We start from the raw sequence: 23,596 nt of genomic DNA, 5'->3' as shown, positions 1-23,596 counted from the left end.
CGGAACGGGCCGGGGCGGACGGGCGGGTGCGGTCACCCGCCGACGGTCAGGGGTGCAGGACGCGGGAGGGCGCGGCGGCGTTGTCGGCCGCGGCCTGGGAGCGGAGCGCGGGGGTCACGCAGACGTCGTCGCCCGGCCAGGCCTCGCGCCAGACGTAGCCGTTGACGCAGGTGTGCGGCCCGTAGGGGCCGGAGACCCAGCGGCCGGCGCGGACCGCGTTGTCCGCGGCGGTCTGGCTCCGGTTCGCCGGGGTCACGCAGGTGTAGTCACGGTTGTCGCCGTCCCGCCAGACGTAGCCGGCGACACAGGTGTTGGGACCGTAGGCCGCCACCGAGGTGGCCGAGTAGACAGTGACGGTGGCGGTACCGCCGCTGATCGAGGTCGAGATCGAGTCGCCGTTGGCGTTCAGCGAGCCGACGGGCAGCCGGGCGCCGCCGTCCAGGGTCCGCTGGAGGTAGGGCGTGCCGTTGACGATCTCGTGGATCAGCACGACGTCGTTGGGGATGCCCGCGGAGTAGCCGAGCTTCCGGGTGAACTCCACGGTGTAGTAGTGGAAGGGGTCCGTTCCGATCGGCACCCGCAGCAGTTGCGGGTGGGAGCCGTCGTCGCTCTGGAAGGAGGTGAGGGTGTGGCTGCTCCAGCCGGCCGGGGCGACCGCCACCCGGCTGTGGTCCACCCAGCCGAGCTTGTCGAGGTGGTAGGCGACCAGGCCGACCGGCCGGGCGTTGCCGTAGGTGCCGCCGACGCCCGGGCTGTAGACGTTGGCCGCGCTCATCTCGTCCCACGGGTCGTCGTACTCGCCCGGCTGCGACCACGGGGCGTTGCGGTAGCCGGTGTCGTTGGAGTAGGAGTGCCCGAGCCCGTAGCCGTGCAGCATCTCGTGGGCGACGGAGACCGAGGAGAGGCCGGTGCCGTCGAGGTAGATCGCGTTGGTGCTCCCCCACCAGTCGATGCCGACGTTGGTGACGACGATCGTGCGGTGCCCGGCCGGGACGGTGTACCCGCCGGCGCGCGCGGCGGCGACGCAGTCCTGGAAGCGGGTGCCCCGGTCGCGGCCCTGCTCCTGCGCGAGGGTGTACGGCATGGTGTACCAGCCGGCGGCGTTGGAGTTGCGGATCTGCACGGCGCCGGCCGAGACGCTGTTGAAGTAGTCGTACATGCCGCCGGTGCCCGCACCGGAGTCGGTGAAGAAGCTCCGCAGCCAGCCGGCGGTGTGCGGCTCGGAGGTGTTGTCGGAGACCTTGCACATGAGGATCGACCAGCCGGTGTAGCCGCGGACCGGCACGGCCCCGGCGCCTTGCGGGAGGCCGAGCAGCAGCAGGAGGACGGCGGCCAGCAGGGCCGTCCCTCTGGCGCCGATCCGGCGCATTCGATGTGTGCGCATGAAGGCGTTCCCCCCTCGTCCCGGTGTTCCGGGGCCTGCCCCCGGACGGGTCAGGCACCCGTACCCAGGCGACGATGAGCAATAAACTCCTTACAGCCAACGGCAGTTGGAAGCAATCGAGGGTCCGGGTCGTCGGTTCGCCGACCCGGTGGCCGACGGACCGACGGACAGGGCCCGTCCGGCGGAGGACGGTCCCTCCGCCGGACGGGCCCGGCACCGGAAGAGTGCGGTCACATGTTGATCATGTGACCGGCCAGTCCGTGGATCGCCTCCTTGACCGCCTCGCCCAGGGTCGGGTGGGCGTGCACGTTGCGGGCGACCTCGTGCACGGTGAGGTCCCACTGCTGGGCCAGCGTCAGCTCCGGCAGCAGCTCGGTGACCTCGGGCCCGATCAGGTGGGCACCGAGCAGCTCGCCGTGGGTGTTGTCGCAGATGACCTTGACGAAGCCGGTCGGGTGACCGAGGCCGTGCGCCTTGCCGTTGGCGGTGAACGGGAACTTGGCGACCTTGACGTCGTAGCCCAGGTCGCGGGCCTGCGCCTCGGTGTAGCCGAAGCTGGCGATCTGCGGCTGGCAGTAGGTGGCGCGCGGGATCATCGCGAAGTCCACCTCCATGGTCTCCGCGTCACCGATCGTCTCGGCGGCGATCACGGCCATCGCCTCCGCGGCGTGCGCCAGCATCAGCTTGGCGGTGACATCGCCGATGGCGAAGATGTGCGGGACGTTGGTGCGGCCGCGGCCGTCGATCGCGATGGCGCCGCGCTCGGTCAGCTTGACCCCGGTGTTCTCCAGGCCGTAGCCGTGCACCCGCGGGGCGAAGCCGATCGCCTGGAGCACCTTGTCGGCCTCCAGCACCTGCTGCTGCCCGTCCTTGGCGGTGACGGTGACCTTGACCTTGGCGGCCGGGTCCTTGTCGTCGATCGAGTCGACCCGGGTCGAGGTGAGCACCTGGATGCCCAGCTTGCGGTACTGCTTGGCGAGCTCGGCGGAGACCTCGGCGTCCTCCAGCGGCACCATCCGGTCGAGGAACTCGACGATGGTGACCTGCACGCCGTAGTTGTGCAGCACGTAGGCGAACTCCACGCCGATCGCGCCGGCGCCGGCGATGATGATGCTGCCGGGCAGCTGCTCGGTGAGGATCTGCTCCTCGTAGGTGACCACGCGCTCGCTCAGGCTGGTGCCGGGCAGCAGCCGGGTGGTGGCACCGGCGGCGATGATGCAGTGGTCGAAGGTGACGACCTCGAAGCCGCCGCCGTTGAGGGCGACCTGCAGGGTGTGGTCGTCGACGAAGGTGCCGCGGCCGTCGTACTCGGTGATGTCGTTCTTCTTCATCAGGTAGTGGACGCCCTTGACGCGGCCGTCGGCGACGGTGCGGCTGCGCTTGAACGCCTCGCTGTAGTCGAAGGTCACCTGGCCCTCGACCTTGATGCCGAAGGTCTTGGCCTCCTTGGTCACGATGTGTGCGAGCTCCGCGTTGCGCAGCAGGGCCTTGGAGGGGATGCAGCCCACGTTCAGGCAGACTCCGCCCCAGTACTTCGACTCGACGACGGCGACCTTCAGGCCGAGCTGGGCGGAGCGGACGGCCGCGGTGTAGCCGCCGGGGCCGGCGCCGAGGACGACGACGTCGTAGTGCGTGCTGCTCATGGTGCTGACTCCTCCGAGGGTGTCACGGTGTCGTGATCTCGGTGCCATGGTGTCAGGCCCCCGCCCCGCGCACCCATCGGACCCCCGCCGCCGGGCGCCCGACCGGGTTGCCGGCCCGGCCCCCCGTCCGCCGCGCGGGGCAAGGGGGCCGGGCCGGACCGGATCAGACCTCGACCTCGTGCGCGTGGCCCTCCTGGAGGCCGCCGCCCTCGGTGCGCTGCGGCGGGACGGGGGTGTGCAGCGAGGAGAGGTCCCAGGCGTAGGTGCCCACCGAGTCCGCGATGACGTCGATGTTGACGTCGAAGGCGGTCAGGTCCAGGTTGCGGATGTCGTCGCAGGCCTTGTGGTAGCAGGGGTCGAAGGCCTGGCCGGCGGTTCCGCCGTACTTGGCGGCCTGGGCGGCGGTCTTGATCACCTCGGCGCCGGTGTCGGTGCCGCCGGCCGGGATGCCCGCGTCGATGAACGGACCGTAGTCGGAGCGGCCGGTGAAGTCGGTGCCCTCGTGCGGCAGGCCGCGGCGGTCGAGGTAGTCGGTGATGTGCCGCTCCAGCTGCGCGGAGCCGTCCGGGCCGGGGCCGGAGCCCACGTGGTCGGAGTCGTCGCCGTCGTAGACGAACTGCGCGGAGTTGGGCGAGGCGATCATGTCGAAGTTCAGATAGAGCTTGATCTTCGCGCGGTCGGCCTCGGAGAGCGCCTTCACGTACGCCGCGGAGCCCCGCAGACCGAACTCCTCGGCGGACCACCAGGCGAACCGGACCTTGTTCCTCACCGGACGGTTGGCGAGGTTCTTGGCGACCTCCAGGATGCCGGCCGAGCCGGAGGCGTTGTCGTTGATGCCGGGGCCGGCCTGCACCGAGTCGAGGTGCGAGCCGATCACGACGGTGTTGTCGGGGTCGCCGCCGCGGGTCTCGGCGATGACGTTCCAGGTGGTGCGCTTCTCCATGTGGGTGCGGATGTCCAGGGCGACGGTGACCGGGCCGGCCGCGGCCTTGGCGGCGAGCGCCTGTCCGGCGGCCTGGGTGATGCCGCCGACCGGGATCCGCCCGAGGCCCGGCTCGCCGAGGGTGCCGTTGAGGTCGCCCTCGACGTTGTTGTAGATCACCGCGCCGAGGGCGCCCGCGTCGGCCGCCGCGGCCTGCTTGACCGCGAAGCTGCAGCCGCCGCGCCGGATCAGCGCGATCTTCCCGGTGACCGCGCCGGAGGCGTAGTCGGCGGCCTCGCAGCCGGTGGTGGCGTCGACCGGGACCACCGCGAGCGCCGCGGTCAGACCCTGGTCCGGGCCGCCGACCGAGTAGGTCATCGCCTTGATCGCGACGTCCTCGGCCTGCGGGGAAACCACCGAGAGCCGCTCGGACAGCTCCTTGAAGTACGTGTACTCGAACTGCTGCTTGGACACCTTGAGCCCGGCCCGGCGGGCCTGCTCGTAGACGTAACCGGCGGACTGGTCGTGGCCGGAGGAGCCGGCCACCCGGTTGCCGCCGTTGCGGCGGGCGATCCGCTGGAGCGCCTCCAGGGTGTCGTAGGCGCCGTCCGCACTGCTCTCCTCCGCCAGGCGGGCGGCCAGCTTCGCCCCCTTGCGGGCCGGGTCCGGGTCGGCGGCGGCGCTGCCGGTGCCGACCAGCAGCAGCGGGGTGACCAGCGCCGCCACCGCCAGCGCGGCGCCCGCCGTCCGGCGGGTGGGGGCGGTGCGGGCGCGGAGGGTGGCGGGCGGGCGACCGGTCCGAGCGTTCAAGGCTTGTCCTTCCGACGGTCCGTGGGACTCCCGATTTGACATGTTCCGCGACCCCTTGCCAAGCCCGGCGCACAAGCTGACCGGATGCGGACACCCCGGTGTGCGGCGATGCTGGGAGAGGTGGGGCCGTCTCATCCGGGAGTGTGACCACATGTCCATGTTCGACAAGCTCAAGAGCATGCTCAAGGGCCATGAGGACCAGGCCGAGAAGGGCGTCGACAAGGCCGGTGACATGGTCGACGAACGTACCCAGGGCAAGTACAGCGGCCAGGTCGACACGGGCCAGGAGAAGCTCAAGGACCAGCTGCGCGACGACCGCCCGCCGCAGTAGCCCCCTCCCCCGAACCCGGGCCGTCACGCAGTCACCGGCCCGCCGCCCCGGTTCGTGTGCGCGCTTCCCGGTGCACACACGGACCGGGGCACTATTTTCAGACTTTACATACTCATTACTATTAGTCCGGTTGCGCGTTCGCGTCTCATACGCGGTCAGGCGCCGGCGTCCCGTGCTCCGGCGTGCCCGCGCCGTGCGCAGCCTCTGGGAACCGCCCTGACGAGAGGACAGCCGCCGTGTCGATCGCCCGTGTCCGGACCACCCCGCTCCCCGGTGTCGGAGTCCAGTACGACCTCACCACCCGAGAACAGCGGCACCTGTCCGTGATCGCCCACCGGGACGGCTCACGCAGCCTCAACGTCTACCGCTCGGACGACCCCGACGCCTGCTCGCAGGCCTTCCGACTGACCGCCGAGGAGTCCACCGCCCTGGTCGACGCCCTGACCCCGGCCCACCACAACCCGGCCCTGCTGCACACCACCGACCTCGGCCTGGTCGCCGAGCGGCTCCCGGTCGACGGCACCTCGTACTGGAACGGGCGACTGCTCGGCGAGACCCGGATGCGCACCGAGACCGGCGCCTCGATCGTCGCCGTGCTGCGGCGCACCGGCGCCGTCCCCTCCCCCGCGCCGGACTTCCGGCTGGCGGGCGGCGACACGCTCATCGTGATCGGCACCCGCGAGGGTGTGGACGCGGCGGCGGCGATCCTGGAGCGGGGGTGATCGGGGGGTGCACACCGCGACCGTCTTCATCGAGCTCGGCTCGGTCATCCTCGTCCTCGGACTGCTCGGCCGGATCGCCGGCCGCTACGGCTTCTCCCCGATCCCGCTCTACCTGCTCGGCGGGCTCGCCTTCGGCACCGGCGGGCTGCTGCCGCTGAGCGCCAGCGAGGAGTTCGTGGCGACCGGCGCCGAGATCGGCGTCGTCCTGCTGCTGCTGATGCTGGGTCTGGAGTACACCGCCGCCGACCTGGTCACCAACCTCAAGGCCCAGTACCCGGCCGGCGCGGTCGACTTCCTGCTCAACGCGATACCCGGCGCGGTCGCCGCGCTGCTGCTCGGCTGGGGCCCGGTGGCCGCCGTGGTGCTCGCCGGCGTCACCTGGATCTCGTCCTCGGGCGTCATCGCCAAGGTGCTCGGCGACCTCGGCCGGCTCGGCAACCGGGAGACCCCGGTGATCCTCAGCATCCTGGTGCTGGAGGACCTCGCGATGGCGGTCTACCTGCCGATCCTGACGGCGCTGCTGGCCGGCGCCGGACTGGTCGCGGGGTCGATCACGCTGGCCATCGCCCTCGCCACCGCCGGCGCGGTGCTCTTCGTCGCACTCCGCTACGGCCGGGTGATCTCCCGGTTCGTCTCCCACGACGACCCGGAGAAGCTGCTGCTGGTGGTGCTCGGGCTGACCCTGCTGGTCGCGGGCATCGCGCAGCAGCTCCAGGTGTCGGCGGCGGTCGGCGCGTTCCTGGTGGGCATCGCGCTCTCCGGCGAGGCCGCCGAGGGCGCGCACACCCTGCTCAGCCCGCTGCGGGACCTCTTCGCGGCGGTGTTCTTCGTCTTCTTCGGCCTCAGCACCGACCCGACCAGCATCCCACCGGTGCTGCTCCCGGCCCTGCTGCTGGCCGTGGTCACCGCGCTCACCAAGGTCGCGACCGGCTACTGGGCGGCCCGCCGCGCCGGGATCGCCACCCGCGGCCGGTGGCGGGCCGGCGGGGCACTGGTCTCGCGCGGCGAGTTCTCCATCGTGATCGCCGGGCTCGCCGTCACGGCCGGGATCGAGCCCGGCCTCGGCCCACTGGCCACGGCGTACGTGCTCATCCTGGTGGTCACCGGCCCGCTCGCCGCCCGGTACACCCAGCCCGCCGTCGAACGGCTGGGCGCCGTGCTCGCCCGGCGCCGGCGTCCCTGGGCCCCCGAGGCGCGGACCTCCGAGGCACGGATCCCCGAGGCGCGGATCCCCGTGCAGGGCACGTCGGCGGACGCCGCGGAGCCCGTGGAGGACGCCGCGGCGCCGCGGGAGGATCCGCTGGACGAGGGTCAGCCGCTCGACGGTCTGTCGCGCTGACCGGGTCCTGAACGGCGCGCGATCGCGCCGACCGCACACCCTGCCCCCGGGCGGGTCACCTCCGGTGGTCCGCCCCGGGGCTTTCCGCGTCCTCGGCGCGTTCGCTGTTCGACGGCACGCCCTCGGTGGCACGCGCACCGCCGCCGCAGTGCTCGCAGGGGCCGGGGCCGGACCGCTCGCGCAGCCGCCCGCACTCGTCGCACACCCGGTCCAGCCAGCAGGCCGGCTCGCCACCCTCGTCCATGCCGCGATTGTGCCCGCAGACCGGGCCCGGATGCGAGTAGACAGTGTCTACCCCGCCTTGGTAGACACTCCCCCATGACCGAACAGGACAACCCCACCGGCCTGCGCGCCCGCCTGGTCGCGGCCGGGGTCGAGCTGCTCACCCTGGAGGGCGTGCACGCGCTCACCCTGCGCGAGATCGCCCGCCAGGCCGGGGTCTCGCACGGCGCCCCCCGCCGCCACTTCGCCACCCACGCCGAACTGCTCGCCGCCATCGCCCGGCACGGCTTCGACGAACTGGCCGGCACCCTCGGACTGCGCGGCGACGGCGCCCGCGAGACGACCGCCGTCCACGGCCCCGCCGAGGCCCGCGCCCGGCTCGAACGGCTCGCCCGCGGCTACCTGGCCTTCGCGGCCGACCGGCCGGGCATGTTCGAGCTGATGTTCCGCCACGACGTCCTCGAAGGCAGCGGCGCCGAGCTGCGGCGCACCTCGCTCCCGCTGTTCGACGCCCTCACCCGCCTGGTCGTCCTGGTCCACCCGCCCACCGGTGACGGCGACCCGTCCCCGACCACCGCCGCGGCGGCGCTCTGGGCCAACCTGCACGGCCTCGCCCAGCTCCGCGCCTGGGGCAGCCTCGCCCTCACCACCGGAACCGACGCCCTGGACCCCGTGCTGCGCGCCACGCTCGACGCCCACCTCGGTCCGGCACCCCGGTGAGCGGGACCGGCGTGGCGAGCGGCCCGGGCGCGGTGAGCGGGGCCGGTGCGCGGCGGCTCACCCTGACCGGAAGCATCCTCGGCGCCGCGATCGTCGCCCTCGACGGGACGGTGCTCACCGTCGCCCAGCCCAGCCTCCAGCGCGACCTGCACGCCTCCCTCGCCGCCGTCCAGTGGACCAGCACCGCCTACCTGGTCACGGTGGCGGCCCTGCTCGTCCTCGCCGGGCGGCTCGGCGACCGCTACGGTCACCGCCGGGTCTTCGCGGTCGGCGTGCTCGGCTTCGGCACCGCCTCGGCCGCCATCGGGCTCGCCCCCGGCATCGGCTGGGTGATCGGACTCCGGGTCCTCCAGGGCGCGGCGGGCGCACTGCTCCAGCCCGCCACCCTGGGGCTGCTGCGCGCCGCCTACCCGGCCGAGCTGCTGGGCCGGGCGATCGCGCTGCGCACCAGCGCGATCGGACTCTCGGCCGCCGCCGGCCCGGTGATCGGCGGCGCTCTGACCACCCAGCTGGGCTGGCGGTCGGTCTTCCTCCTGACCCTCGCACCGGCCGCGGTGGCCGGGGTGGCCGCGCTGCTGGTCCCGCTTCCCGACGCCGACGCCGATGCCGACGCCGATGCCGACGCCGATGCCGACGCCGATGTCGATGTCGATGTCGATGTCGACGACCGTGCGAGCGAGCGCACGGCCGGCCTGGACCTGCCGGGCGCCGCGCTGCTCGGCGGCGCGCTGGCCTGTCTGGTGTTCACCCTGACCGGCCTGCCGGACCGGGGCCCGACACCGGGCAGCGGGCTCGGGCTCGCGGCCTCGGCCGCCCTCGCCGCGGCCTTCGTCCGCCACGAGCGGGGCGCCCGCTCCCCACTGCTGCCGCCGGCCGTCCTGCGGGCTCCGGCGGTGGCGCCGGCCCTCGGTGTGCTGCTCGCCGCCTCGGCCGCGCTGTTCGGCACGCTCTTCCTCGCCACCTACTTCCTGCAGGACGTGCTGGCCCTCGACCCGCTCGCCAGTGCGCTCCGGGCGCTGCCGCTGGCGGTGGCGATGGTGGCCGCCGCGCCCGCGTCGGCACTGCTGACCCGGCGTCACGGGCCGCGCCGCACGGTCGTCGCCGGGATGTGCTCGATCACGGCGGGCGCCCTCGCGGTCGCGGCCCTGCGTCCGAGCACTCCGGCACTCGTGCTCGGTGTGGCGTTCCTGCTGCTGGGCGCCGGCTTCGGGGCGGTGATGGCGACGGCGACGGCCGCGCTGGTGCGCGCCGCCCCGGTCCACGCGGCCGGGGTGGCGGGCGGGTTGCAGCAGACCGCGATGAACATCGGGCCCGCGCTCGGCGTGGCCGCCGCCACCACCCTGACCGCCGGCCGCCCCCTGGTCGACGCCCTCGCCCCGGCCCTCGCCGTACTGGCCGCCACCGCCGCCGGCGGAGCGCTGCTCGCCACCCGGCTCCCGGCGGCACGCGCCGCGTGACCGGCCGGCCGTCGGTCCGTCCGTGGGGTATTGAAACGGCTCGGCCCGACCGCGTTTCCGCGATCGGGCCGAGCCGGGCGACGGGGTCGGGCCTACCGTGAGGGGGCGCGGCTCCCGGCGGGCTGCCGTTCAGTGCGTCGCACCGGCATCAGTTCGTCGGCTGCTCGACGGACGCACCGGCGTCCGGCGCGGGAGCGTCCGTACCGAGGGCGGCCCAGTTGGAGTCCGCCCCGTCGGTCGGCCAGGCCGCGTCGCCCGAGCCGAGCGCGGCCCAGGGGGAGTCCGCGCCATCGGTGGACCACTGCCCACCGGTGCCGAGGGCGGCCCAGTTGGAGTCCGCCCCGTCGGTGGGCCAGGCCGCGTCGCCCGAGCCGAAGGCGGCCCAGTTGGGGTCCGTGTCGGCCGCGGCGGCGGCGCCGACACCGGTCAGGCACAGGATCGTGGCGGCGGCAGCGGCAGCGCAGAGCAGTCGTTTCATGGGAGGTCCTCCTCGGTGGGGTTGGAACTCCGCCAACAGTTCCCACACGATCCGTCAGGGTAACCGCCCATTCGCATGACCACGTCGTACCGGCGGCCCCACCACCGTCCGAGCGGCGGATCGGCGGCGAGTGTCGGCGCCGCGTCAGCGATCAGGAGCCGGCTCCCTCGGGGAAGAGCACGTCGAGCCGGGGTGTCCCGGCCCGTACGGTGGCCGCCGCGGCGCCGGACTCGTCCTCGGGCTCCGCCCATGCCTCCTGGACGGCGTCCAGGGCCGCGTGGAACGCCTCGCAGCCGTCGTCCTCCTGGCCCGTCAGCTCACCGAACGCCTCCTGGGCCACGTAGTCGAGCTCCTCCCATTCCGGCCACTCGTCGTCATGCCACTCCCGCAGGTCCCGCCCCACCAGGGCCCGCACCTCGGCGACGTCGGCGAGGGCGTCCGGATCGGCGAGCACCGCCCGGTACGTCCCTCGCCCCTGGGCCACCAGCCAGAGCGCGAAGTAGTCGAAGCCGTCGTCCGAGCACAGGCCGCCCTCGATCCGGCGCACCGCCCGCCACAGCGCGTCCGTGGCAACCGCCGCGCACGCGGCCTCCAGCCGTGCCTGGAACTCCACCGCCTCCGCGGCCGGCCTGCGCCGCAACCTCCCGCGCAGCCACTCCAGCCGTTCGTGCCGGTCACCAGGCTGACTGCTCAGCTCGTCCATGAGCGCCCAGAAGGTCTTGTCGTCCATGCCGCACAGGATCGCAACCACCACTGACACACCCGAGAGACCCCACGGGGACCGCGACAGCGGATCGACGGCGGATGAGCGACGGATCAGCGGCGGACGAAGAAGGTGGCGGTGTCGTGGTTGCCGAGCCAGCGGAGGGTCAGGCGACAGCGGGACACCGGGCGCCAGTGGGCGGCGAGCTGTGCGAAGAACGCCGGGTCGGCGCACAGGCCACCGGAGCGGTCGCCGAGGTAGAGGACGCCGGGGCCGCGGTAGGCGCGCAGGGCATCGGCGGCCATCGGGTCCCGGTGCGGGGGCCAGAGCAGGGCGAGCACCCGGTCGGGGTGGGCGGCGGCGTCCTCGGCGGCCCGGCCGGGACGGACCTCGGTGTACTGGAAGCGGTCGGTGAACCCGTTGTGTCCGGCGTCGGCCACGGCGTCCGTGGCCAGCACGTCGATGCCGCGGGCGCGCAGCAGCCCCGCCCAGTAGCCGCTCCCCGCGCCGACCTCCAGCAGACCACGGCCGTCGAGGCGGTCGGCGATCCAGTCCACGGCGGTGCGGGAGGCCAGGGCCCAGCTGTAGACCCGGGAGAGCTCCTGCCGCCGGGGCAGCGGCGGGCCGAACCCGGCGGGGAGGTGGTCGAACACATCGATCACCGGCCTCGCCCCGCTGCCGTGGCGCAGCGCCGGGTACCAGAGCAGCGGCACCATCTGCGGGTTGTGCGCGGCGAACTCGACGTCCTGCGCGGGCAGCAGGTCACCGAGTTGACGGAAGGGCCGTGCCCACCCGGGGTGGCGCAGCTCGGGCCGGCCGTCCCAGAGGCGGATCAGCCGCTCGGCCGTCGCGGCGACCATCCGGGCGGTGGGGTCGCCGGGACCGGCGGGACCGTCCGGGTGGTCGCCGGGACCTTCGGGCAGCACCGGCAGCACCGTCGGCACGGTCAGCGTGGTCGGCGCGCTCACGGGCGGTGTCCGGTGGCGGATCAGAGCGCTATGTGGTCCTGGACCGCGAGCCCGTCCAGCCCGTCGCCGACCTGGCCGAGCATGCCGATGTGCGCCTCGACGACGATGCCGGGAGCGGTGGCGGGCTCCTGGACCGCGCTCACGCCGCTCACCACCGCGGCGGCGGCGAGCGCCGCGGTGGCCGCGCCGATCAGGGCGGTGTGACGAGTGCTCAGCTCCATGGCTCCACCTTCGCTTTCGGGAGATCGATCGTGTGCAGCTTAAGCAGCCGCCCTTCGATCGCTCAAGCGAATTTCTGACGCCCGTTCAGCGGCATCGGCGGCGGGCCCGGCGCCGCCCGCGTCCGGCCGGGGGCGGGGCAGCAGGAGGCGGAACAGGGCGAGTTGGACGAGGGCGCCGATCGTCATACCGGCCCAGATCCCGCGGACGCCGAGCGGGCCCGACAGGGCGGCTCCGGAGGCGAGCTGGGCGCCGAGACCGAGCAGGACGGCGAGCACCACCGGCCGGCCGCCGCCGGCCGCCTGGTGCACCCCGCCGAGGGCGACCACCAGCGCGTAGGGCAGCAGGTAGAACCCGGCCATCCGCAGGAAGCCGACCGCGTGACCGGCCACCGCCGGGTCGTCGGCGAACAGCGCCGCGACCGGCACCGCGGCCGCCGCGCAGAGAACGGCGGCGCCCGCGCCGAGGAGGGCGGCCAGCCCGGCGGTGTCGCGGCCGAGCGAGCGCACGGCCGCGGCGGAGCCCGCCCCGGCCAGACGGGCGGCCTCGATGGTGGCGGCCTGCCGGACGGCGTAGAAGGCCATGGTGACGATCAGCAGCACGCGGTAGCCGACCCCGTAGCCGGCCACGGCGGAGACGCCGAACGAGGAGACCAGCGCGAGTTGGACCGTGCCGACGCCCATCCGCGCGGTGAAGTCCAGGCCGAACGACGCACCGGCGGCGGTGATCGCGCGGGCCTCGGCGAGCAGCCCGCCCGCCGGAGCCGGCAGCCGGCGGCGTCGCCGCAGCAGCAGGGTGACCGCGAGGGCGACCGCCCGGGAAAGGGACAGCGCGAGCGCGGCGCCGGTCACGCCGAGCGCGGGGAACGGGCCGGGTCCGAGGATCAGCACCGGGTCCAGGACGAGCAGCAGGGCGTTGGAGAGCAGCGCCGCCCGCATCGGCGTCCGGGTGTCACCGGCGCCCTTGAACAGTTCGTCGGCCACCCGCTGGCCGAAGAAGAGCACGAAGGCCGGGAAGGCCACGGTGAACCAGTCCGCGGCGAGGGTGGCGGCCTCACCGTCCAGGAAGGCCCCCGCGAGCCGTTCGCGGAGCAGGAAACCGGGGACGGCGAGCAGGAGGCTGCCCAGCGCGCAGAGCCGCCAGGCCGCGCCCGCGACCCGCGCGGCCGCGGCCCCGTCCCCGGCCCCGTGGGCCCGCGCGAGTCGCACGGTCGTCCCCGAGGCGACCACCAGGACCAGGCCGAGCAGCAGGTTCTCCACGGTGCCGGCCAGGGTGACGGCGGCGACGGCGGGCCCGCCGAGTCCGGCCACCCAGTAGGTGCCGATGACCGATGCCACCACCCCCGACAGCAGTTCGCCGTAGACCGGTCCCGCCAGCGCGACGAGCCGTGGCAGATGTCCCCGCATGCTTCCTCCCCGTGGTCCCGCGGGCCGCGGCCGTCCCCTATCGGCCTCGAATAGAGATACATCGAATCGATGCACATCGACAAGAGGTACCATGCTGTCCGTGTACGGGGCGCGCGACCGCAGGGCGCGCACGCCGGCTCGGACGGAACGCCACGACGACGGAGAGGCCTCGACCGTGCTGACGCTCGCGATCCTCGGGTTCCTGTACGACGAACCGCTGCACGGCTACCAGCTGAAGTCCCGGGTCACCGGCCTGACCGGCCACGCCCGGCCGGTCAGCGACGGCGCGCTCTACCCCGCCATCACCCGCCTGGAGAAGGCCGGGCTGCTGCGTCGGCGCAGCGAGCCGGGCAGCGGGGCCGTCCCCCGGCAGGTGCTGGAGCTGACCGCCGAGGGGCGGGCCGAGCTGGAGCGCCGGCTGGCCGATCCGGAGGAGGTCGAGATCTCCGACCAGATCCGCTTCTTCACCGTCGCGGCCTTCCTGGACCGGCTGGACGACCCGGCCCGGCAGGCCGCGGTGCTCCGGCGGCGGCTCGCCTTCCTGGAGGCACCGAGCAGCTTCTTCCACGACGCCGACGGCCGGCCGGTCACCGCCGAGCGGGAGCGCGATCCGTTCCGGCGCGGCATGCTGCTGGTCGCCCGGGCCTCCGGAGCGGCCGAGCGGGCGTGGCTGGCCGAGACGATCGCCGCCCTGGAGGGCGACGCGCCGAACGTGTGAACAGCGGCCGGACGCTCCGGCCGAAACCGGTCCCGGCCGGGTGCGGCGTGACTATGATGAGCCGCCATCCACCACGGCCGATCCGTCCGGTACCACGGCACCGCCGCGCGTGACCAGGGCACGGGCCCGCCCCGCGCCCGCCCAAGTCCCGTCCCCAGGGAGACCGCCGTGCCCAGTGCCGAGACCGCCGCCTCCGACCAGCCGGCCGCCCGCCGCCCCGCCGCCCGCCCCGCCACCACCCCGGACACACCCCGTCCGGCGCACCCGGCGGACATTCCCGGCTGGTTCTTCCGGCTCGACCAGGAGGCCTTCCACCACCTGCTCACCGCCCAGAGCACGGCCGGGCTCACCGGCGACATCCTCGAACTCGGCAGCTACCTGGGGCGCAGCGCCGTCCTGCTCGGCGACCACCTGCGGCCGGGCGAGCGGCTGACGGTCTGCGACCTGTTCGACTCCGACGCGGGCGACGCCGACAACGACGCCGAGATGACGATGTCCTACCGGTCCTCGCTGACCAGGCGCGGGTTCGAGGCCAACTACCTGGCGTTCCACCCGGAACTGCCGACGATCGTGCAGGCGCCGGCCTCCGTGCTGGCCGACGGTCGCATCCCGGCCGGCAGCTGCCGCTTCGTCCACGTCGACGCCTCCCACCTCTACGAGCACGTGGCCGGGGACATCGAGGTCGCGCGGCAGGCGCTGGCCCCGGACGGGCTGGTGGCGCTGGACGACTACCGCTCGGAGCACACCCCGGGCGTATCGGCGGCGGTCTGGCAGGCGGTGTTCACCGGTGGGCTGCGACCGGTGCTGCTGACCCCGATGAAGTTCTACGGGACGTGGGGCGATCCGGAGCCGGTCCGCGAGGCCCTGCTCACCCGGGACTGGCGGGCCGAGGGGTTCACCGTCGACGAGGACGCCATCGCGGACCGGCGGGTGCTGCGGCTGAACGTCGCCGCGCGGCCCGCGGTCTCGCACTCGGGCCCGCGCCGGCTGCTGCTCGACCTGCTGCCGCCGGCGGCCACCCGGGCCGTCCGGCGGGGACTGCGAGCGCTGCGGGAGCGGCAAGGGTCCCGTCCGGGCGGGACCGGTGGTCGGCGGGGCCGGTAGCCACTCCCGCACCAGCGGCCGCGCGCCGGTGTTCACGCAGCTGCGCCGGTCCCGCTGCTCGGACGCCCACCGGCGCGCCAGGGGACCGCGGTTAGGGTCGGCCGGTACGCCCGCCGACCCGGCCGGCGGAGCGATCCCGCACCGTGGAGGCCCTGTGGAACCACGACCGCCGTACCCGTCCGACCAGCCGCACGCCCCCGGCCCGCCCGAGGGTCCCCGCCTTCCGGCCGACGAGGACCTGGCCGAGGCGCTGCTGGCGCTCTCGGTGCCGTTCGAGGAGGTGAACGGCCTGCTGGCGGCCCGCACCCGGCTGGTCCGGGACCGGCGACTGCGGGCGCTCTTCGAGGAGACGCTGCACGCCCAGGCGGGCGCCGTGGGAACGCTCGGGGAACCGGCCGGCATCGACCGGGACTGGCCGGCGGGCGTCGCGGACGGCGCGGGCCTCGCGACGCTGCTCTTCACCGCGCTGGCCCCGTACACCCGGGCCCACCACCGCGCGCTCGACGTCCCACCGGAGGTCACCCGGTCGACGCTGGCCGACCTCGGCCGGCAGCTCGTGGTGAGCCGGTGGCGCGGCCACTCCGGGCTGGGCAATCCACGCTGGCTGACGCTGCACTTCCGGGGCGAGCTCTTCCAGCTCGGCCGGCTGCAGTTCCAGCGCCGCCGGCTGACCGGGGCGGACGCCGAGGCGGCGCGGGCGGCGGGGGCCGACGAGTGGACCCTCCAGGTGCACATCCCCGACCACTGCGGCCCGCTCTCCCCCGAGGCGTGCGACCGCGCGCTGGACCGGGCCCGGGCGTTCTTCCCCCGGTACTTCCCGGGCGAGCCGTACCGGAACGCCTGCGTCTTCTCCTGGCTGCTCGACCCGCAGCTCGCCGACTACCTGCCGGACGACTCGAACATCCTGCGCTTCCAGCGGCGGTTCGCCCCGCTGCGGCGGCCGGGCCGACCGCACGTACCCGAGGACACCAATCCGCTGCGGTACGTCTTCGGCGACGTCGATCGGCCGCTGGAGTCGCTCCCCCGGGACACGGTCGTCCAGCGTGCCCTGGTCGACCACCTGCGGGCGGGCGGCCACTGGTACGTGTGCGGCGGCCGGCTCGCGCTCTGAGCGGCCGCCGGCTCCCGATCGGCACCGGTCGGCTCCCGGCCGGCCCCGATCGGGCCCGATCGAGCCCCGGTCGGCTCAGACGTCGAAGGCGGTGGCCGTGGACCGCTCCTCCCAGGCGGCGACGTCCTCCCGGACCTGGTCGAGGTGGGCGAGGACGGCGCTCACCGAGTCCTCCCCGAGCGGCAGCCGCAGCGGGGTCGACTCCGCCTCCAGCGCGGCCAGGATGACCGCCGCCGCCTTGGCCGGGTCGCCGGGCTGCGAGCCGTCCCCGCCGGCCACCATGGCGCGGGTGCCCTCCACCTTCGGGTACACCCCGCTGTCCGCGCTGACCCCGGCCCGGCCGGTCTCGAACAACGAGGTCCGGAAGGCGCCCGGCTCCACGATCAGGACCTTGATGCCGAACTCCCGCACCTCGTCCGCCAGCGCCTCGGACAGGCCCTCCAGTGCGAACTTGGTCCCGCTGTAGGCACCGAAGCCCGCGAACGACAGCTGCCCGCCCACGCTGCTCATCTGCACGATCGCGCCCGAGCGCCGCTCCCGCAGGTGCGGCAGCACCGCCCGGACCAGGGCCGCCGGGCCGAAGAAGTGCAGGTCGAACAGGCGGCGCAGCTCCTCGTCGGTGGTCTCCTCGACGGCGCCGACGTGGGTGCGGCCCGCGTTGTTCACCAGCACGTCGATCCGTCCGTACCGGGCCACGACGCCCCGGACGGCCTCCTCGATCGCGGCCGTGTCGGTGACGTCCAGCCGCAGCGCCGCCACCTGGTCGGGATGCGCGGCCACCAGGTCGTCCAGCGCCTCCGGGTGCCGGGCCGCGCCGACCACCACGTCGCCGGCGGCGACGGCCGCCCGGGTGATCGCCCGCCCGAAGCCGCTGCTCGCACCGGTGACCAGCCATACCTTGTTCACGACATACTCCCCGTTGGATCCGGTGGATCCCGTTGATCGGGCAACTCCTGACACCGATCAGGGTGCCGCCGAATTCCGTTGCCCGTCCAAGATCCGCGGTGATAACCAACGGTTATGACCATGGACGTCCATGCCCGAGACCTCCGCTGCTTCGTCGCCGTCGCCGAGGAACTGCACTTCACCCGTGCCGCCGAACGGCTGTACCTGTCGCAGCCCGCGCTGAGCAAACAGATCCGGACGCTGGAGCGGCGGCTGGGCGCGGAGCTGTTCCGGCGGGACCGGCACGGAGTGGCGCTGACGGCCGCCGGCGGGGCCCTGTTACCGCACGCCCGGCGGGTGCTGGCCGCCTGGGCGGAGGGCGCGGCGGCGGTGGAGGCGGCCAAGGCCGAGCAGCGCAGCACGCTCGTGGTGGGCATGAGCACCGGTCCGGCCCGGGGCGGCCTGCTCCCGGCCGTCCGCTCGCGCTTCGGTGCCGCGCACCCGGAGGCCGCCACCCGGCTGCGCCAGGTGAGTTGGGAGGACCCGACGGCGGGCCTGGCGGACGGCGGCGTGGACGTCGCCTTCGTCTGGCTTCCGCTGCCCGACGAGGAGCGCTTCGGGTGGACGCTGGTCGCCGAGGAGCCCCGGCTGATCGCCCTGCCCGACACGCATCCGCTCGCCGCCCGGGCCGGGATCGACTTCGCGGAGGTGGCCGACGAGCCGTTCCTCGCCCTGCCCGCGAGCGCGGGGCCGCTGCGGGACCACTGGCTGGCCCTGGAGGCCCGCGGCGGCCGGCCGCCGCGCATCGGCGCGGAGATCGCCGGCGTGGAGGAGACCTACGAGGCGCTGATCGCCGGCCTCGGCGTCTGCCTGGTGGCGGCGGGCAACGCCCCGCTGATCACCCTGGGCGGTGTCACCACCCGCCCGGTGAGGGGCGTCGGCGCCTGCCGCTACGTGCTGGCCTGGCGCCGTGAGGACGAGCACCGGCCGCTGGTGCGGGCGTACGCCGACGCGTGCCGGGCCACGGTCGCCGGATAGCGGCGGGGCGGCGGGGCGGCGGGGCGGCGGGCAAATTCATCGCATTTCTCGTACTCATATGACTGCATTCACTCCAACGAGGGAACTTCATTTAAAGATTTGCCCACGGAACATTAAAGAGCGCATAGTGATGGCGTCTCAGTTGGCCCTAGGAATGGCCAACTCATGGCAAAGGACCGTGCGTGTCGCGCACGGGCCCCTGGCAGACGAGGAGATGGCGTTGCGTCACGGGAACCTTCACCACGGCTACGGGCAGCGGCTGCGCGAGCGGATCGCCGCCCCGGGGACGACCCCGCTCATCGGTGTCTACGACATGTACTCCGCCTCCATCGCGGCCGCGCACTACGACGGCATGTTCGTCTCCGGCTTCGGCTTCGCGGCCTCCTACTACGGCCTGCCCGACATCGGCTTCATCGCCTGGCCGGACATGGTCGCCTTCGTCGAGCGACTGCGCGGCGCCTTCCCCCGGCACCACCTGCTGGTCGACATCGACGACGGCTACGTCGACCCCGAGGTGGCCTGCCACGTGGTGCGGCGCCTGGAGCGGATCGGCGCCTCGGGCATCATCCTGGAGGACCAGAAGCGGCCGCGCCGCTGCGGCCACGCCGACGGCAAGCAGGTCCTGCCCCTCGACGAGTACCTGGAGAAGCTGGACCAGGTCCTCGCCGCCCGCACCGACCTCGTCGTGGTGGCCCGCACGGACGCCACCGAGGAGGCCGACATCCTGCGCCGGGCCGAGGCCCTCGCCGCCACCGACGCGGACGTGGTGCTGGTCGACGGCGTGCGCAGCGAGGACTGGATCCGGCGGATCCGCCGGGTGGTGGGCGACAAACCGCTGCTGTTCAACCAGATCGCCGGCGGCAAGTCGCCCCGGCTGTCGCTCTCCGAGCTGGGCACGCTCGGGGTGGACGTCGCCATCTACAGCACGCCCTGCCTGTTCGCCGCCCACCAGGCGATGGACGAGGCGCTCGCCGGGCTCAAGGTGGCGGACGGGCGGCTGCCGGCCGCCGCCGGGCAGCGGCGGGAGATCGGTGTGCGCGAGTCCACCGAACTGCTGGAACGGAACATCCCGCGCCCGTCCGCCCGTGAAGAGGTGGGCGTGTGACGCTCCGGAGGCCCGACTCCCCCGGGCTCGCCATGACGACCGGGCTGGCCACGGCGACCGGGCTGGCCGGAGCCTGGGCCTGGGCGGTCATCGGCTGCGTCCTCGCACCGGAGGCGTCCGCCGAGCGCAGCCTCGTCACGGTGATCGACAACTCCCGGGCGGACTCGATCATCGAGATCGACCGAACGGCCGACCTTCAGATCGGGCGCGGCTCGGCCGGCAGCGACCACGACGGCTCCACCGCCGTGGCGACCGGTCTGCTGGGCACCGCCCTGGCGCTCCCGGAGACGGACGAAGAGAGCGGGGAATGACCACGGCCCGTCAGCACCGGGCACCGCCCGCGGCGCAGGCCCGGGGCCGCCCGGCCGTGAGCGGTGAACGACGCCGCCGGTGGTGGCGCGCGCTCGACCCGTACGTCGCGGCGCTGGCCGGGGCGGTGGCGCTGGCCGCGCTGCTGCCCGCCACCGGACGGGCGGCGCGGGGCGCCGAACTGGCCTGCGGCCTCGCGGTGGCGCTGCTCTTCTTCCTGTACGGCGCCCGGCTCTCCGCCCGTGAGACGGTCGCCGGGCTGCGCCACCTGCGACTGCACGGGCTCGTGCTGGCCTGCACCTTCGTCCTGTTCCCGGCGTTGGGAGCGGCCGTGACGGTGCTCGTACCGGGCGCACTCACCGAGCACCTGCGGGCGGGTGTGCTGTTCCTCTGCGTGGTCCCGTCCACGGTGCAGTCCTCGGTGGCGCTCACCGGCGCCGCACGCGGGAACGTACCGGCGGCGATCTGCGCCGGCACCTACTCCAGTCTGGTCGGCCTGGTGCTGACGCCGCTGCTCGCGGCCTGGTTGCTGGGGGCCCACGCGGCGCTGTCGGCCGACGGCCTGCTGCGGATCTGCGCCCAGTTGCTCGCACCCTTCCTGCTCGGGCAGCTGCTACGGCCGTGGATCGGCGGCTTCCTGGGCCGGTACCGCCGGCTGCTCGCCCCGGTCGACCGGGGTTCGATCCTGCTGGTCGTCTACACCGCGTTCAGCGGCGCAGTGGCACAGGGCGTCTGGTCGACCGTCACGCCGTCCGCCCTGCTCGGCCTGGGGGCGGTCCTGCTGGTCCTGTTCGCGGTCGTGCTGGCCGGCGTCCGGCTCGGCGCGCGTCTGCTGGGCCTCGACCGGGCCTCCGGGATCGCGGCGGTGCTCTGCGGGTCGCAGAAGAGCCTGGCCGGCGGTCTGCCGATGGCCACCGTCCTCTTCGGCCCGCAGGCCGGGCTCCTGGTCCTGCCGCTGATGACGTACCACCAACTCCAGCTCGTGGCGGGCGCCCTGCTCGCCGCCCGCTGGGCCCGGGCACCGGACAACGACGAACCGGCCGGCGAGGAGTCACCCCCTCCCACTCGTGCCTCTCCCGAAGCCGCCTGACACCCCCGGGCGACGCGGGCGAGCTCCTCCTGGCCCGCCCCGCCCAACCCGGCCGATTTCGACACTCCCAACCCCGCCCCAGAACAGTCCTGTGCTGTGATTGGCACCAGATTGCGGGCTGAACACCGCTAGCGTCAGACCCATGATCGTATGGCTCAACGGAACCCACGGTGCAGGCAAGACGACCACCAGCGCCCTCGTACAGCAGTTGATCCCGGATTCACGGGTGTTCGACGCGGAGAAGGTCGGCGAGACGCTCATGGACATCACACCGGGGCTGCCCAGGACGGACAACTTCCAGCACTGGCCGCCGTGGCGGCCGCTCGTCGTCGAGACCGCCCGCCGCGTACTCGACTACACCGGTGGGACTCTGGTGATGCCGATGACTGTCCTGGTCGAGCAGTACTGGCGCGAGATCAGCGGGGGCCTCGCCCAACACGCCATTCCGGTGCGGCACTTCGTCCTCCACGCCGACCAGGAGACCCTCCGCGCGCGCATCGCGGGGGACACTGTGGTCGGCCCCGACTCATGGTTCCGCCTCCAGCACCTTGAGCCCTACGCCGAGGCGGCCCGTACCTGGCTGCACGACGAGGCCGAGGTCGTCGACACCACGCACCTCACGCCCGCTCAGGCCGCGCTGCAGATCGTGGAGGCCATCAACGGCTGAGGCTTGATCACGGCCCCACGAGCGGCCCTCTTCCACCCGATGTCCGTATCGGCGTCGGCGGCCGATCGATCGGAGGGACAGGAGGCAAGAGGGGTTGACGAGGCCGAAACGGGTGGGGACCTCGGGCCGCGCTGGCGGCGCGAGGTCCCCGGGGTGGAGCGGGGGGTACGAGGGTCAGCCGCGCGGGGCGGCGTCCAGGGCGCGGGCGTCGGCGGCGATCAGACGGGCACGGTCGGCGGGGATGGTGCGGCCGGCCTGGTTGTCGGCCCAGTGGGCGAGCGGCTGGTACTGGCCCTGGCCGAGCATCACCGTGAGGGTGGCGACGGCGTTGCGCTCGGCGCCGGAGGTGAGCACCAGCGAGGCCAGGCCGGTCGGCGTGGCTGCGACGGTGAACTCGGTGCTCGTCTCGGCGCGGCCGCCGGGGCCGGTGGCCTCGGCCCGCAGGGTGTGCTTGCCGAGCGTGAGCGCGGTGGTGTCCAGCGGCGAACCGGCCGGCAGCTCCTTGCCGTCCAGGGTGAGCCGGACGGTGTCCGCGCCGCTCGCCTGCACGGCGGTCACCGGCTGCTGGGCGCGGTCCAGGGTCGCGCCGGAGGCCGGCGAGGTGATCGCCACGGTGGGTGCGGCCGGCGGGGTGGTGACGGTCCCGCCCTGGAGCCAGGCGGAGTTCCAGCCGGCCAGCTCGGCCGGGCGGTTGGTGATGATGCCGTCGACGCCGGCGGCCTCCAGGGCCTTCCAGCGGGCGGCCGAGTCGACGGTCCAGACATTGACCGCGACACCGGCCGCGTGCAGGTCCTTCACCACGCCGGGGCGAGAGGCGAGGGCGCCGTCGGCCGGGTTGTAGGCGGACAGGCCGAGCTCCTTGGAGATGGCCACCGGGTCGGCGTCCAGGTCGCCGCGCAGCAGGCCGAGGGGCAGCTCGGGGGCCAGCTCGCGGGTGTAGCGCAGGGCGTCGACCTCGAAGCTCTGCACGAAGACCCGACCGGTCATGCCGTGGTCGCGGACCTCCTTGACGATCCGGGCGACCTCGTCACGGGTGTGCGCGCCCTTGATCTCCAGCAGCAGGTTGCCGCCGCGGGTGCGCAGGTCCTCCAGCTGGGCGGCCAGGCTCGGCACCCGGGCACCCGCGTAGGTCGGGCCGAACCAGGAGCCGGCGTCCAGCGCGTCCAGCTGGGCGGCCGTCAGGTCGCGGATGCGGCCCTTGCCGTTGGTGGTGCGGTTCACCGTGTCGTCGTGCAGCACGTAGGGGACGCCGTCCTTGCTGGGCTGGACGTCGTTCTCGATCCACTCGGCACCGCCGCGCCGGGCGACCTCGTCCGAGTCCAGGGTGTTCTCCGGGGCGGCGGAGGAGGCGCCGCGGTGGGCGAACACGGTGAGCGGCGAGCCGGCGGGGCGCAGCCAGCCACCGGGGGCGAGCGCGGTCACCTTGAGGTCGTCGAAGGAGACCTTCGAGCCGTTGACCACCAGCGCCTGGCCGCCGTCGGCGGTGCGGGCGACCTGGGTGGTGCGCATCACCTCCTTGCCGTCGAAGATCCAGCGGGCGGTGGTGCCGTGCACCTCGACGGCGATCCGCACGTCACGGCCGGTGCCGGCGGCGGTCGGGGCGGAGCCGGTGTTGGTGACGTTCCAGCTGTTGGCGGGGGTGCGCTGGGCGAACTCCAGGCCGTTGCTCGCGGTGGTGCCGGAGCGCATGGTGGCGATCGACCACGGGGTGGCGCCGCTCGCGGGGACGTCCAGGCCGAAGGCGGTCCAGCGGGCGGCGTCCTGGGCGCTCTCGAAGCGGGCGGTCGCCTCGATGCGGAAGTCGTCGAGGTGGCGGCCGAAGGTGATCCGGCTCTGCTGACCGGAGTTGGCGGAGGTGCCGACCAGCCGGCCGTTCTCCATCTTCCAGTCGCCCTCGACGGCGTTCCAGCCGGCGGGGAGGGCCGGGCCGGCGAAGTGCTCGTCGACGACGACCTCGCCGGCGGCCGGGGCGGCGGGCGCCACGGCGGGGGCGGCGGGCTCGGCGGAGGCGGCACTCGGGGAGGTCAGCGCGACGGTGGTGAGGCTCAGTGCGGAGGCGACGGCGGCGGCCAGCAGACCGGTTCGGCGTGCACGGTGGGGGCGGTGACTCTGTGTCATGGGCGGCACGCTAGGGACGGCGACCGAACCGGAAGCCACCACTCCGAAAACCGTTCGTGACCATTGCGCGTGCGGTTGGCGGCGGTGGCGGAATCCTTGCCGTCCATGGCCGGTTCGCTTCCGCACG

Annotated in this window: 24 protein-coding genes; 13 read left to right on the top strand and 11 right to left on the bottom strand. The window is 74.0% G+C overall.

The window, feature by feature from the left end; translation table 11 throughout:
• Nucleotides 1-46: 46 nt before the first annotated feature.
• From ACFVVU_RS18975 to ACFVVU_RS18965, 3 genes are all read right to left on the bottom strand, one after another.
• Nucleotides 47-1,384, bottom strand: a complete 1,338-nt coding sequence (locus tag ACFVVU_RS18975; RefSeq protein ID WP_387791042.1) for a hypothetical protein — start codon at nt 1,382-1,384, stop codon at nt 47-49.
• A gap of 230 nt (nt 1,385-1,614) precedes the next feature.
• Complete coding sequence (lpdA, locus tag ACFVVU_RS18970; protein WP_380680203.1) at nt 1,615-3,027, bottom strand: dihydrolipoyl dehydrogenase; 1,413 nt, start codon at nt 3,025-3,027, stop codon at nt 1,615-1,617.
• Nucleotides 3,028-3,190: 163 nt separating this feature from the next.
• Entirely contained in the window at nt 3,191-4,681 is a 1,491-nt protein-coding gene (locus ACFVVU_RS18965) for a M28 family metallopeptidase (protein ID WP_387791118.1), read from the bottom strand.
• 229 nt (nt 4,682-4,910) lie between these two features.
• Between ACFVVU_RS18965 and ACFVVU_RS18960 the strand changes: the two genes are divergently transcribed.
• From ACFVVU_RS18960 to ACFVVU_RS18950, 3 genes are all read left to right on the top strand, one after another.
• The gene (locus ACFVVU_RS18960) at nt 4,911-5,090 is read left to right on the top strand and encodes an antitoxin (RefSeq protein ID WP_355361082.1); all 180 of its coding nucleotides are present in this window, start codon (nt 4,911-4,913) and stop codon (nt 5,088-5,090) included.
• Nucleotides 5,091-5,326: 236 nt separating this feature from the next.
• Entirely contained in the window at nt 5,327-5,812 is a 486-nt protein-coding gene (locus ACFVVU_RS18955) for a TrkA C-terminal domain-containing protein (protein WP_355361085.1), read from the top strand.
• Nucleotides 5,813-5,819: 7 nt separating this feature from the next.
• Nucleotides 5,820-7,151, top strand: coding sequence for a cation:proton antiporter (locus tag ACFVVU_RS18950; RefSeq protein ID WP_380680207.1), 1,332 nt, complete (start codon nt 5,820-5,822; stop codon nt 7,149-7,151).
• A 55-nt stretch (nt 7,152-7,206) separates the two neighbouring features.
• On the opposite strand, the gene ACFVVU_RS18945 is transcribed toward ACFVVU_RS18950, so the two are convergent.
• The gene (locus tag ACFVVU_RS18945; protein WP_387791039.1) at nt 7,207-7,395 is read right to left on the bottom strand and encodes a hypothetical protein; all 189 of its coding nucleotides are present in this window, start codon (nt 7,393-7,395) and stop codon (nt 7,207-7,209) included.
• Nucleotides 7,396-7,469: 74 nt separating this feature from the next.
• Here ACFVVU_RS18945 and ACFVVU_RS18940 point away from each other — a divergent pair, with 74 nt between their 5' ends.
• Together ACFVVU_RS18940 and ACFVVU_RS18935 are read left to right on the top strand one after the other, a co-directional pair.
• Nucleotides 7,470-8,093, top strand: coding sequence for a TetR/AcrR family transcriptional regulator (locus tag ACFVVU_RS18940; protein WP_387791037.1), 624 nt, complete (start codon nt 7,470-7,472; stop codon nt 8,091-8,093).
• Nucleotides 8,090-9,550: an MFS transporter gene (locus ACFVVU_RS18935; RefSeq protein ID WP_387791034.1), complete on the top strand. Its 1,461-nt coding sequence runs from the start codon at nt 8,090-8,092 to the stop codon at nt 9,548-9,550. Before ACFVVU_RS18940 ends, ACFVVU_RS18935 begins: the two co-directional genes overlap by 4 nt.
• A 148-nt stretch (nt 9,551-9,698) precedes the next feature.
• Here ACFVVU_RS18935 and ACFVVU_RS18930 read toward each other — a convergent pair whose 3' ends face one another.
• The 5 genes from ACFVVU_RS18930 to ACFVVU_RS18910 all read right to left on the bottom strand — a co-directional run bounded on the left by ACFVVU_RS18930 (nt 9,699) and on the right by ACFVVU_RS18910 (nt 13,324).
• Complete coding sequence (locus tag ACFVVU_RS18930) at nt 9,699-10,028, bottom strand: hypothetical protein (protein WP_380680219.1); 330 nt, start codon at nt 10,026-10,028, stop codon at nt 9,699-9,701.
• A gap of 151 nt (nt 10,029-10,179) precedes the next feature.
• Entirely contained in the window at nt 10,180-10,758 is a 579-nt protein-coding gene (locus ACFVVU_RS18925; RefSeq protein ID WP_387791032.1) for a DUF4240 domain-containing protein, read from the bottom strand.
• 86 nt (nt 10,759-10,844) lie between these two features.
• Nucleotides 10,845-11,699, bottom strand: coding sequence for a hypothetical protein (locus tag ACFVVU_RS18920; RefSeq protein ID WP_387791031.1), 855 nt, complete (start codon nt 11,697-11,699; stop codon nt 10,845-10,847).
• 20 nt (nt 11,700-11,719) lie between these two features.
• Entirely contained in the window at nt 11,720-11,920 is a 201-nt protein-coding gene (locus tag ACFVVU_RS18915) for a hypothetical protein (protein WP_387791028.1), read from the bottom strand.
• A gap of 39 nt (nt 11,921-11,959) precedes the next feature.
• The gene (locus tag ACFVVU_RS18910) at nt 11,960-13,324 is read right to left on the bottom strand and encodes an MATE family efflux transporter (protein ID WP_387791026.1); all 1,365 of its coding nucleotides are present in this window, start codon (nt 13,322-13,324) and stop codon (nt 11,960-11,962) included.
• Between the two features lie 175 nt (nt 13,325-13,499).
• On the opposite strand from ACFVVU_RS18910, the gene ACFVVU_RS18905 reads away from it, so the two are divergent.
• From ACFVVU_RS18905 to ACFVVU_RS18895, 3 genes are all read left to right on the top strand, one after another.
• Nucleotides 13,500-14,042, top strand: coding sequence for a PadR family transcriptional regulator (locus tag ACFVVU_RS18905; protein ID WP_387791116.1), 543 nt, complete (start codon nt 13,500-13,502; stop codon nt 14,040-14,042).
• A 273-nt stretch (nt 14,043-14,315) separates the two neighbouring features.
• On the top strand, nt 14,316-15,146 hold the full coding sequence (locus tag ACFVVU_RS18900; RefSeq protein WP_387791114.1) for a class I SAM-dependent methyltransferase: 831 nt from the start codon (nt 14,316-14,318) through the stop codon (nt 15,144-15,146).
• 154 nt (nt 15,147-15,300) lie between these two features.
• Nucleotides 15,301-16,257, top strand: a complete 957-nt coding sequence (locus ACFVVU_RS18895) for an acyltransferase domain-containing protein (protein WP_387791024.1) — start codon at nt 15,301-15,303, stop codon at nt 16,255-16,257.
• Between the two features lie 75 nt (nt 16,258-16,332).
• Here ACFVVU_RS18895 and ACFVVU_RS18890 read toward each other — a convergent pair whose 3' ends face one another.
• Entirely contained in the window at nt 16,333-17,163 is an 831-nt protein-coding gene (locus ACFVVU_RS18890) for an oxidoreductase (RefSeq protein WP_380680237.1), read from the bottom strand.
• A 114-nt stretch (nt 17,164-17,277) separates the two neighbouring features.
• On the opposite strand from ACFVVU_RS18890, the gene ACFVVU_RS18885 reads away from it, so the two are divergent.
• The 5 genes from ACFVVU_RS18885 (at nt 17,278) to ACFVVU_RS18865 (ending at nt 21,351) form a co-directional block, all read left to right on the top strand.
• Nucleotides 17,278-18,180 (top strand): LysR family transcriptional regulator, encoded by a 903-nt coding sequence (locus ACFVVU_RS18885; RefSeq protein WP_380680240.1) that lies wholly within the window; start codon nt 17,278-17,280, stop codon nt 18,178-18,180.
• A 214-nt stretch (nt 18,181-18,394) separates the two neighbouring features.
• Nucleotides 18,395-19,285 (top strand): oxaloacetate decarboxylase, encoded by an 891-nt coding sequence (locus ACFVVU_RS18880; protein ID WP_387791022.1) that lies wholly within the window; start codon nt 18,395-18,397, stop codon nt 19,283-19,285.
• Complete coding sequence (locus ACFVVU_RS18875; RefSeq protein ID WP_387791020.1) at nt 19,282-19,596, top strand: hypothetical protein; 315 nt, start codon at nt 19,282-19,284, stop codon at nt 19,594-19,596. The genes ACFVVU_RS18880 and ACFVVU_RS18875 overlap by 4 nt, the downstream gene beginning before the upstream one ends.
• Nucleotides 19,593-20,684, top strand: a complete 1,092-nt coding sequence (locus tag ACFVVU_RS18870) for a bile acid:sodium symporter family protein (RefSeq protein ID WP_387791019.1) — start codon at nt 19,593-19,595, stop codon at nt 20,682-20,684. Before ACFVVU_RS18875 ends, ACFVVU_RS18870 begins: the two co-directional genes overlap by 4 nt.
• 142 nt (nt 20,685-20,826) lie before the next feature.
• Nucleotides 20,827-21,351: an AAA family ATPase gene (locus ACFVVU_RS18865; RefSeq protein ID WP_380680252.1), complete on the top strand. Its 525-nt coding sequence runs from the start codon at nt 20,827-20,829 to the stop codon at nt 21,349-21,351.
• 174 nt (nt 21,352-21,525) lie between these two features.
• Here the strand turns inward: ACFVVU_RS18865 and ACFVVU_RS18860 are convergent, their stop codons facing one another.
• Nucleotides 21,526-23,469 carry a glycerophosphodiester phosphodiesterase family protein gene (locus tag ACFVVU_RS18860; protein WP_387791017.1) on the bottom strand — a complete coding sequence of 648 codons (1,944 nt, stop codon included), beginning with the start codon at nt 23,467-23,469 and terminating at the stop codon, nt 21,526-21,528.
• Between the last annotated feature and the right edge of the window lie 127 nt (nt 23,470-23,596).

It is taken from the genome of Kitasatospora sp. NPDC057965, assembly GCF_042887135.1.
GTDB lineage: Bacteria > Actinomycetota > Actinomycetes > Streptomycetales > Streptomycetaceae > Kitasatospora.
Note: the sequence above shows the minus strand (reverse complement) of the source record. Positions and strands in the feature narration are given on the sequence as shown.

What these genes read in the sequence shown, in the direction of transcription:
- ACFVVU_RS18975 (WP_387791042.1), bottom strand. Translation starts at nt 1,384, where the DNA reads ATGCGCACACATCGAATGCGCCGGATCGGCGCCAGAGGGACGGCCCTG.
- lpdA (WP_380680203.1), bottom strand. Translation starts at nt 3,027, where the DNA reads ATGAGCAGCACGCACTACGACGTCGTCGTCCTCGGCGCCGGCCCCGGC.
- ACFVVU_RS18960 (WP_355361082.1), top strand. Translation starts at nt 4,911, where the DNA reads ATGTCCATGTTCGACAAGCTCAAGAGCATGCTCAAGGGCCATGAGGAC.
- ACFVVU_RS18945 (WP_387791039.1), bottom strand. Translation starts at nt 7,395, where the DNA reads ATGGACGAGGGTGGCGAGCCGGCCTGCTGGCTGGACCGGGTGTGCGAC.
- ACFVVU_RS18940 (WP_387791037.1), top strand. Translation starts at nt 7,470, where the DNA reads ATGACCGAACAGGACAACCCCACCGGCCTGCGCGCCCGCCTGGTCGCG.
- ACFVVU_RS18930 (WP_380680219.1), bottom strand. Translation starts at nt 10,028, where the DNA reads ATGAAACGACTGCTCTGCGCTGCCGCTGCCGCCGCCACGATCCTGTGC.
- ACFVVU_RS18925 (WP_387791032.1), bottom strand. Translation starts at nt 10,758, where the DNA reads ATGGACGACAAGACCTTCTGGGCGCTCATGGACGAGCTGAGCAGTCAG.
- ACFVVU_RS18915 (WP_387791028.1), bottom strand. Translation starts at nt 11,920, where the DNA reads ATGGAGCTGAGCACTCGTCACACCGCCCTGATCGGCGCGGCCACCGCG.
- ACFVVU_RS18910 (WP_387791026.1), bottom strand. Translation starts at nt 13,324, where the DNA reads ATGCGGGGACATCTGCCACGGCTCGTCGCGCTGGCGGGACCGGTCTAC.
- ACFVVU_RS18885 (WP_380680240.1), top strand. Translation starts at nt 17,278, where the DNA reads ATGACCATGGACGTCCATGCCCGAGACCTCCGCTGCTTCGTCGCCGTC.
- ACFVVU_RS18880 (WP_387791022.1), top strand. Translation starts at nt 18,395, where the DNA reads ATGGCGTTGCGTCACGGGAACCTTCACCACGGCTACGGGCAGCGGCTG.
- ACFVVU_RS18870 (WP_387791019.1), top strand. Translation starts at nt 19,593, where the DNA reads ATGACCACGGCCCGTCAGCACCGGGCACCGCCCGCGGCGCAGGCCCGG.
- ACFVVU_RS18865 (WP_380680252.1), top strand. Translation starts at nt 20,827, where the DNA reads ATGATCGTATGGCTCAACGGAACCCACGGTGCAGGCAAGACGACCACC.
- ACFVVU_RS18860 (WP_387791017.1), bottom strand. Translation starts at nt 23,469, where the DNA reads ATGACACAGAGTCACCGCCCCCACCGTGCACGCCGAACCGGTCTGCTG.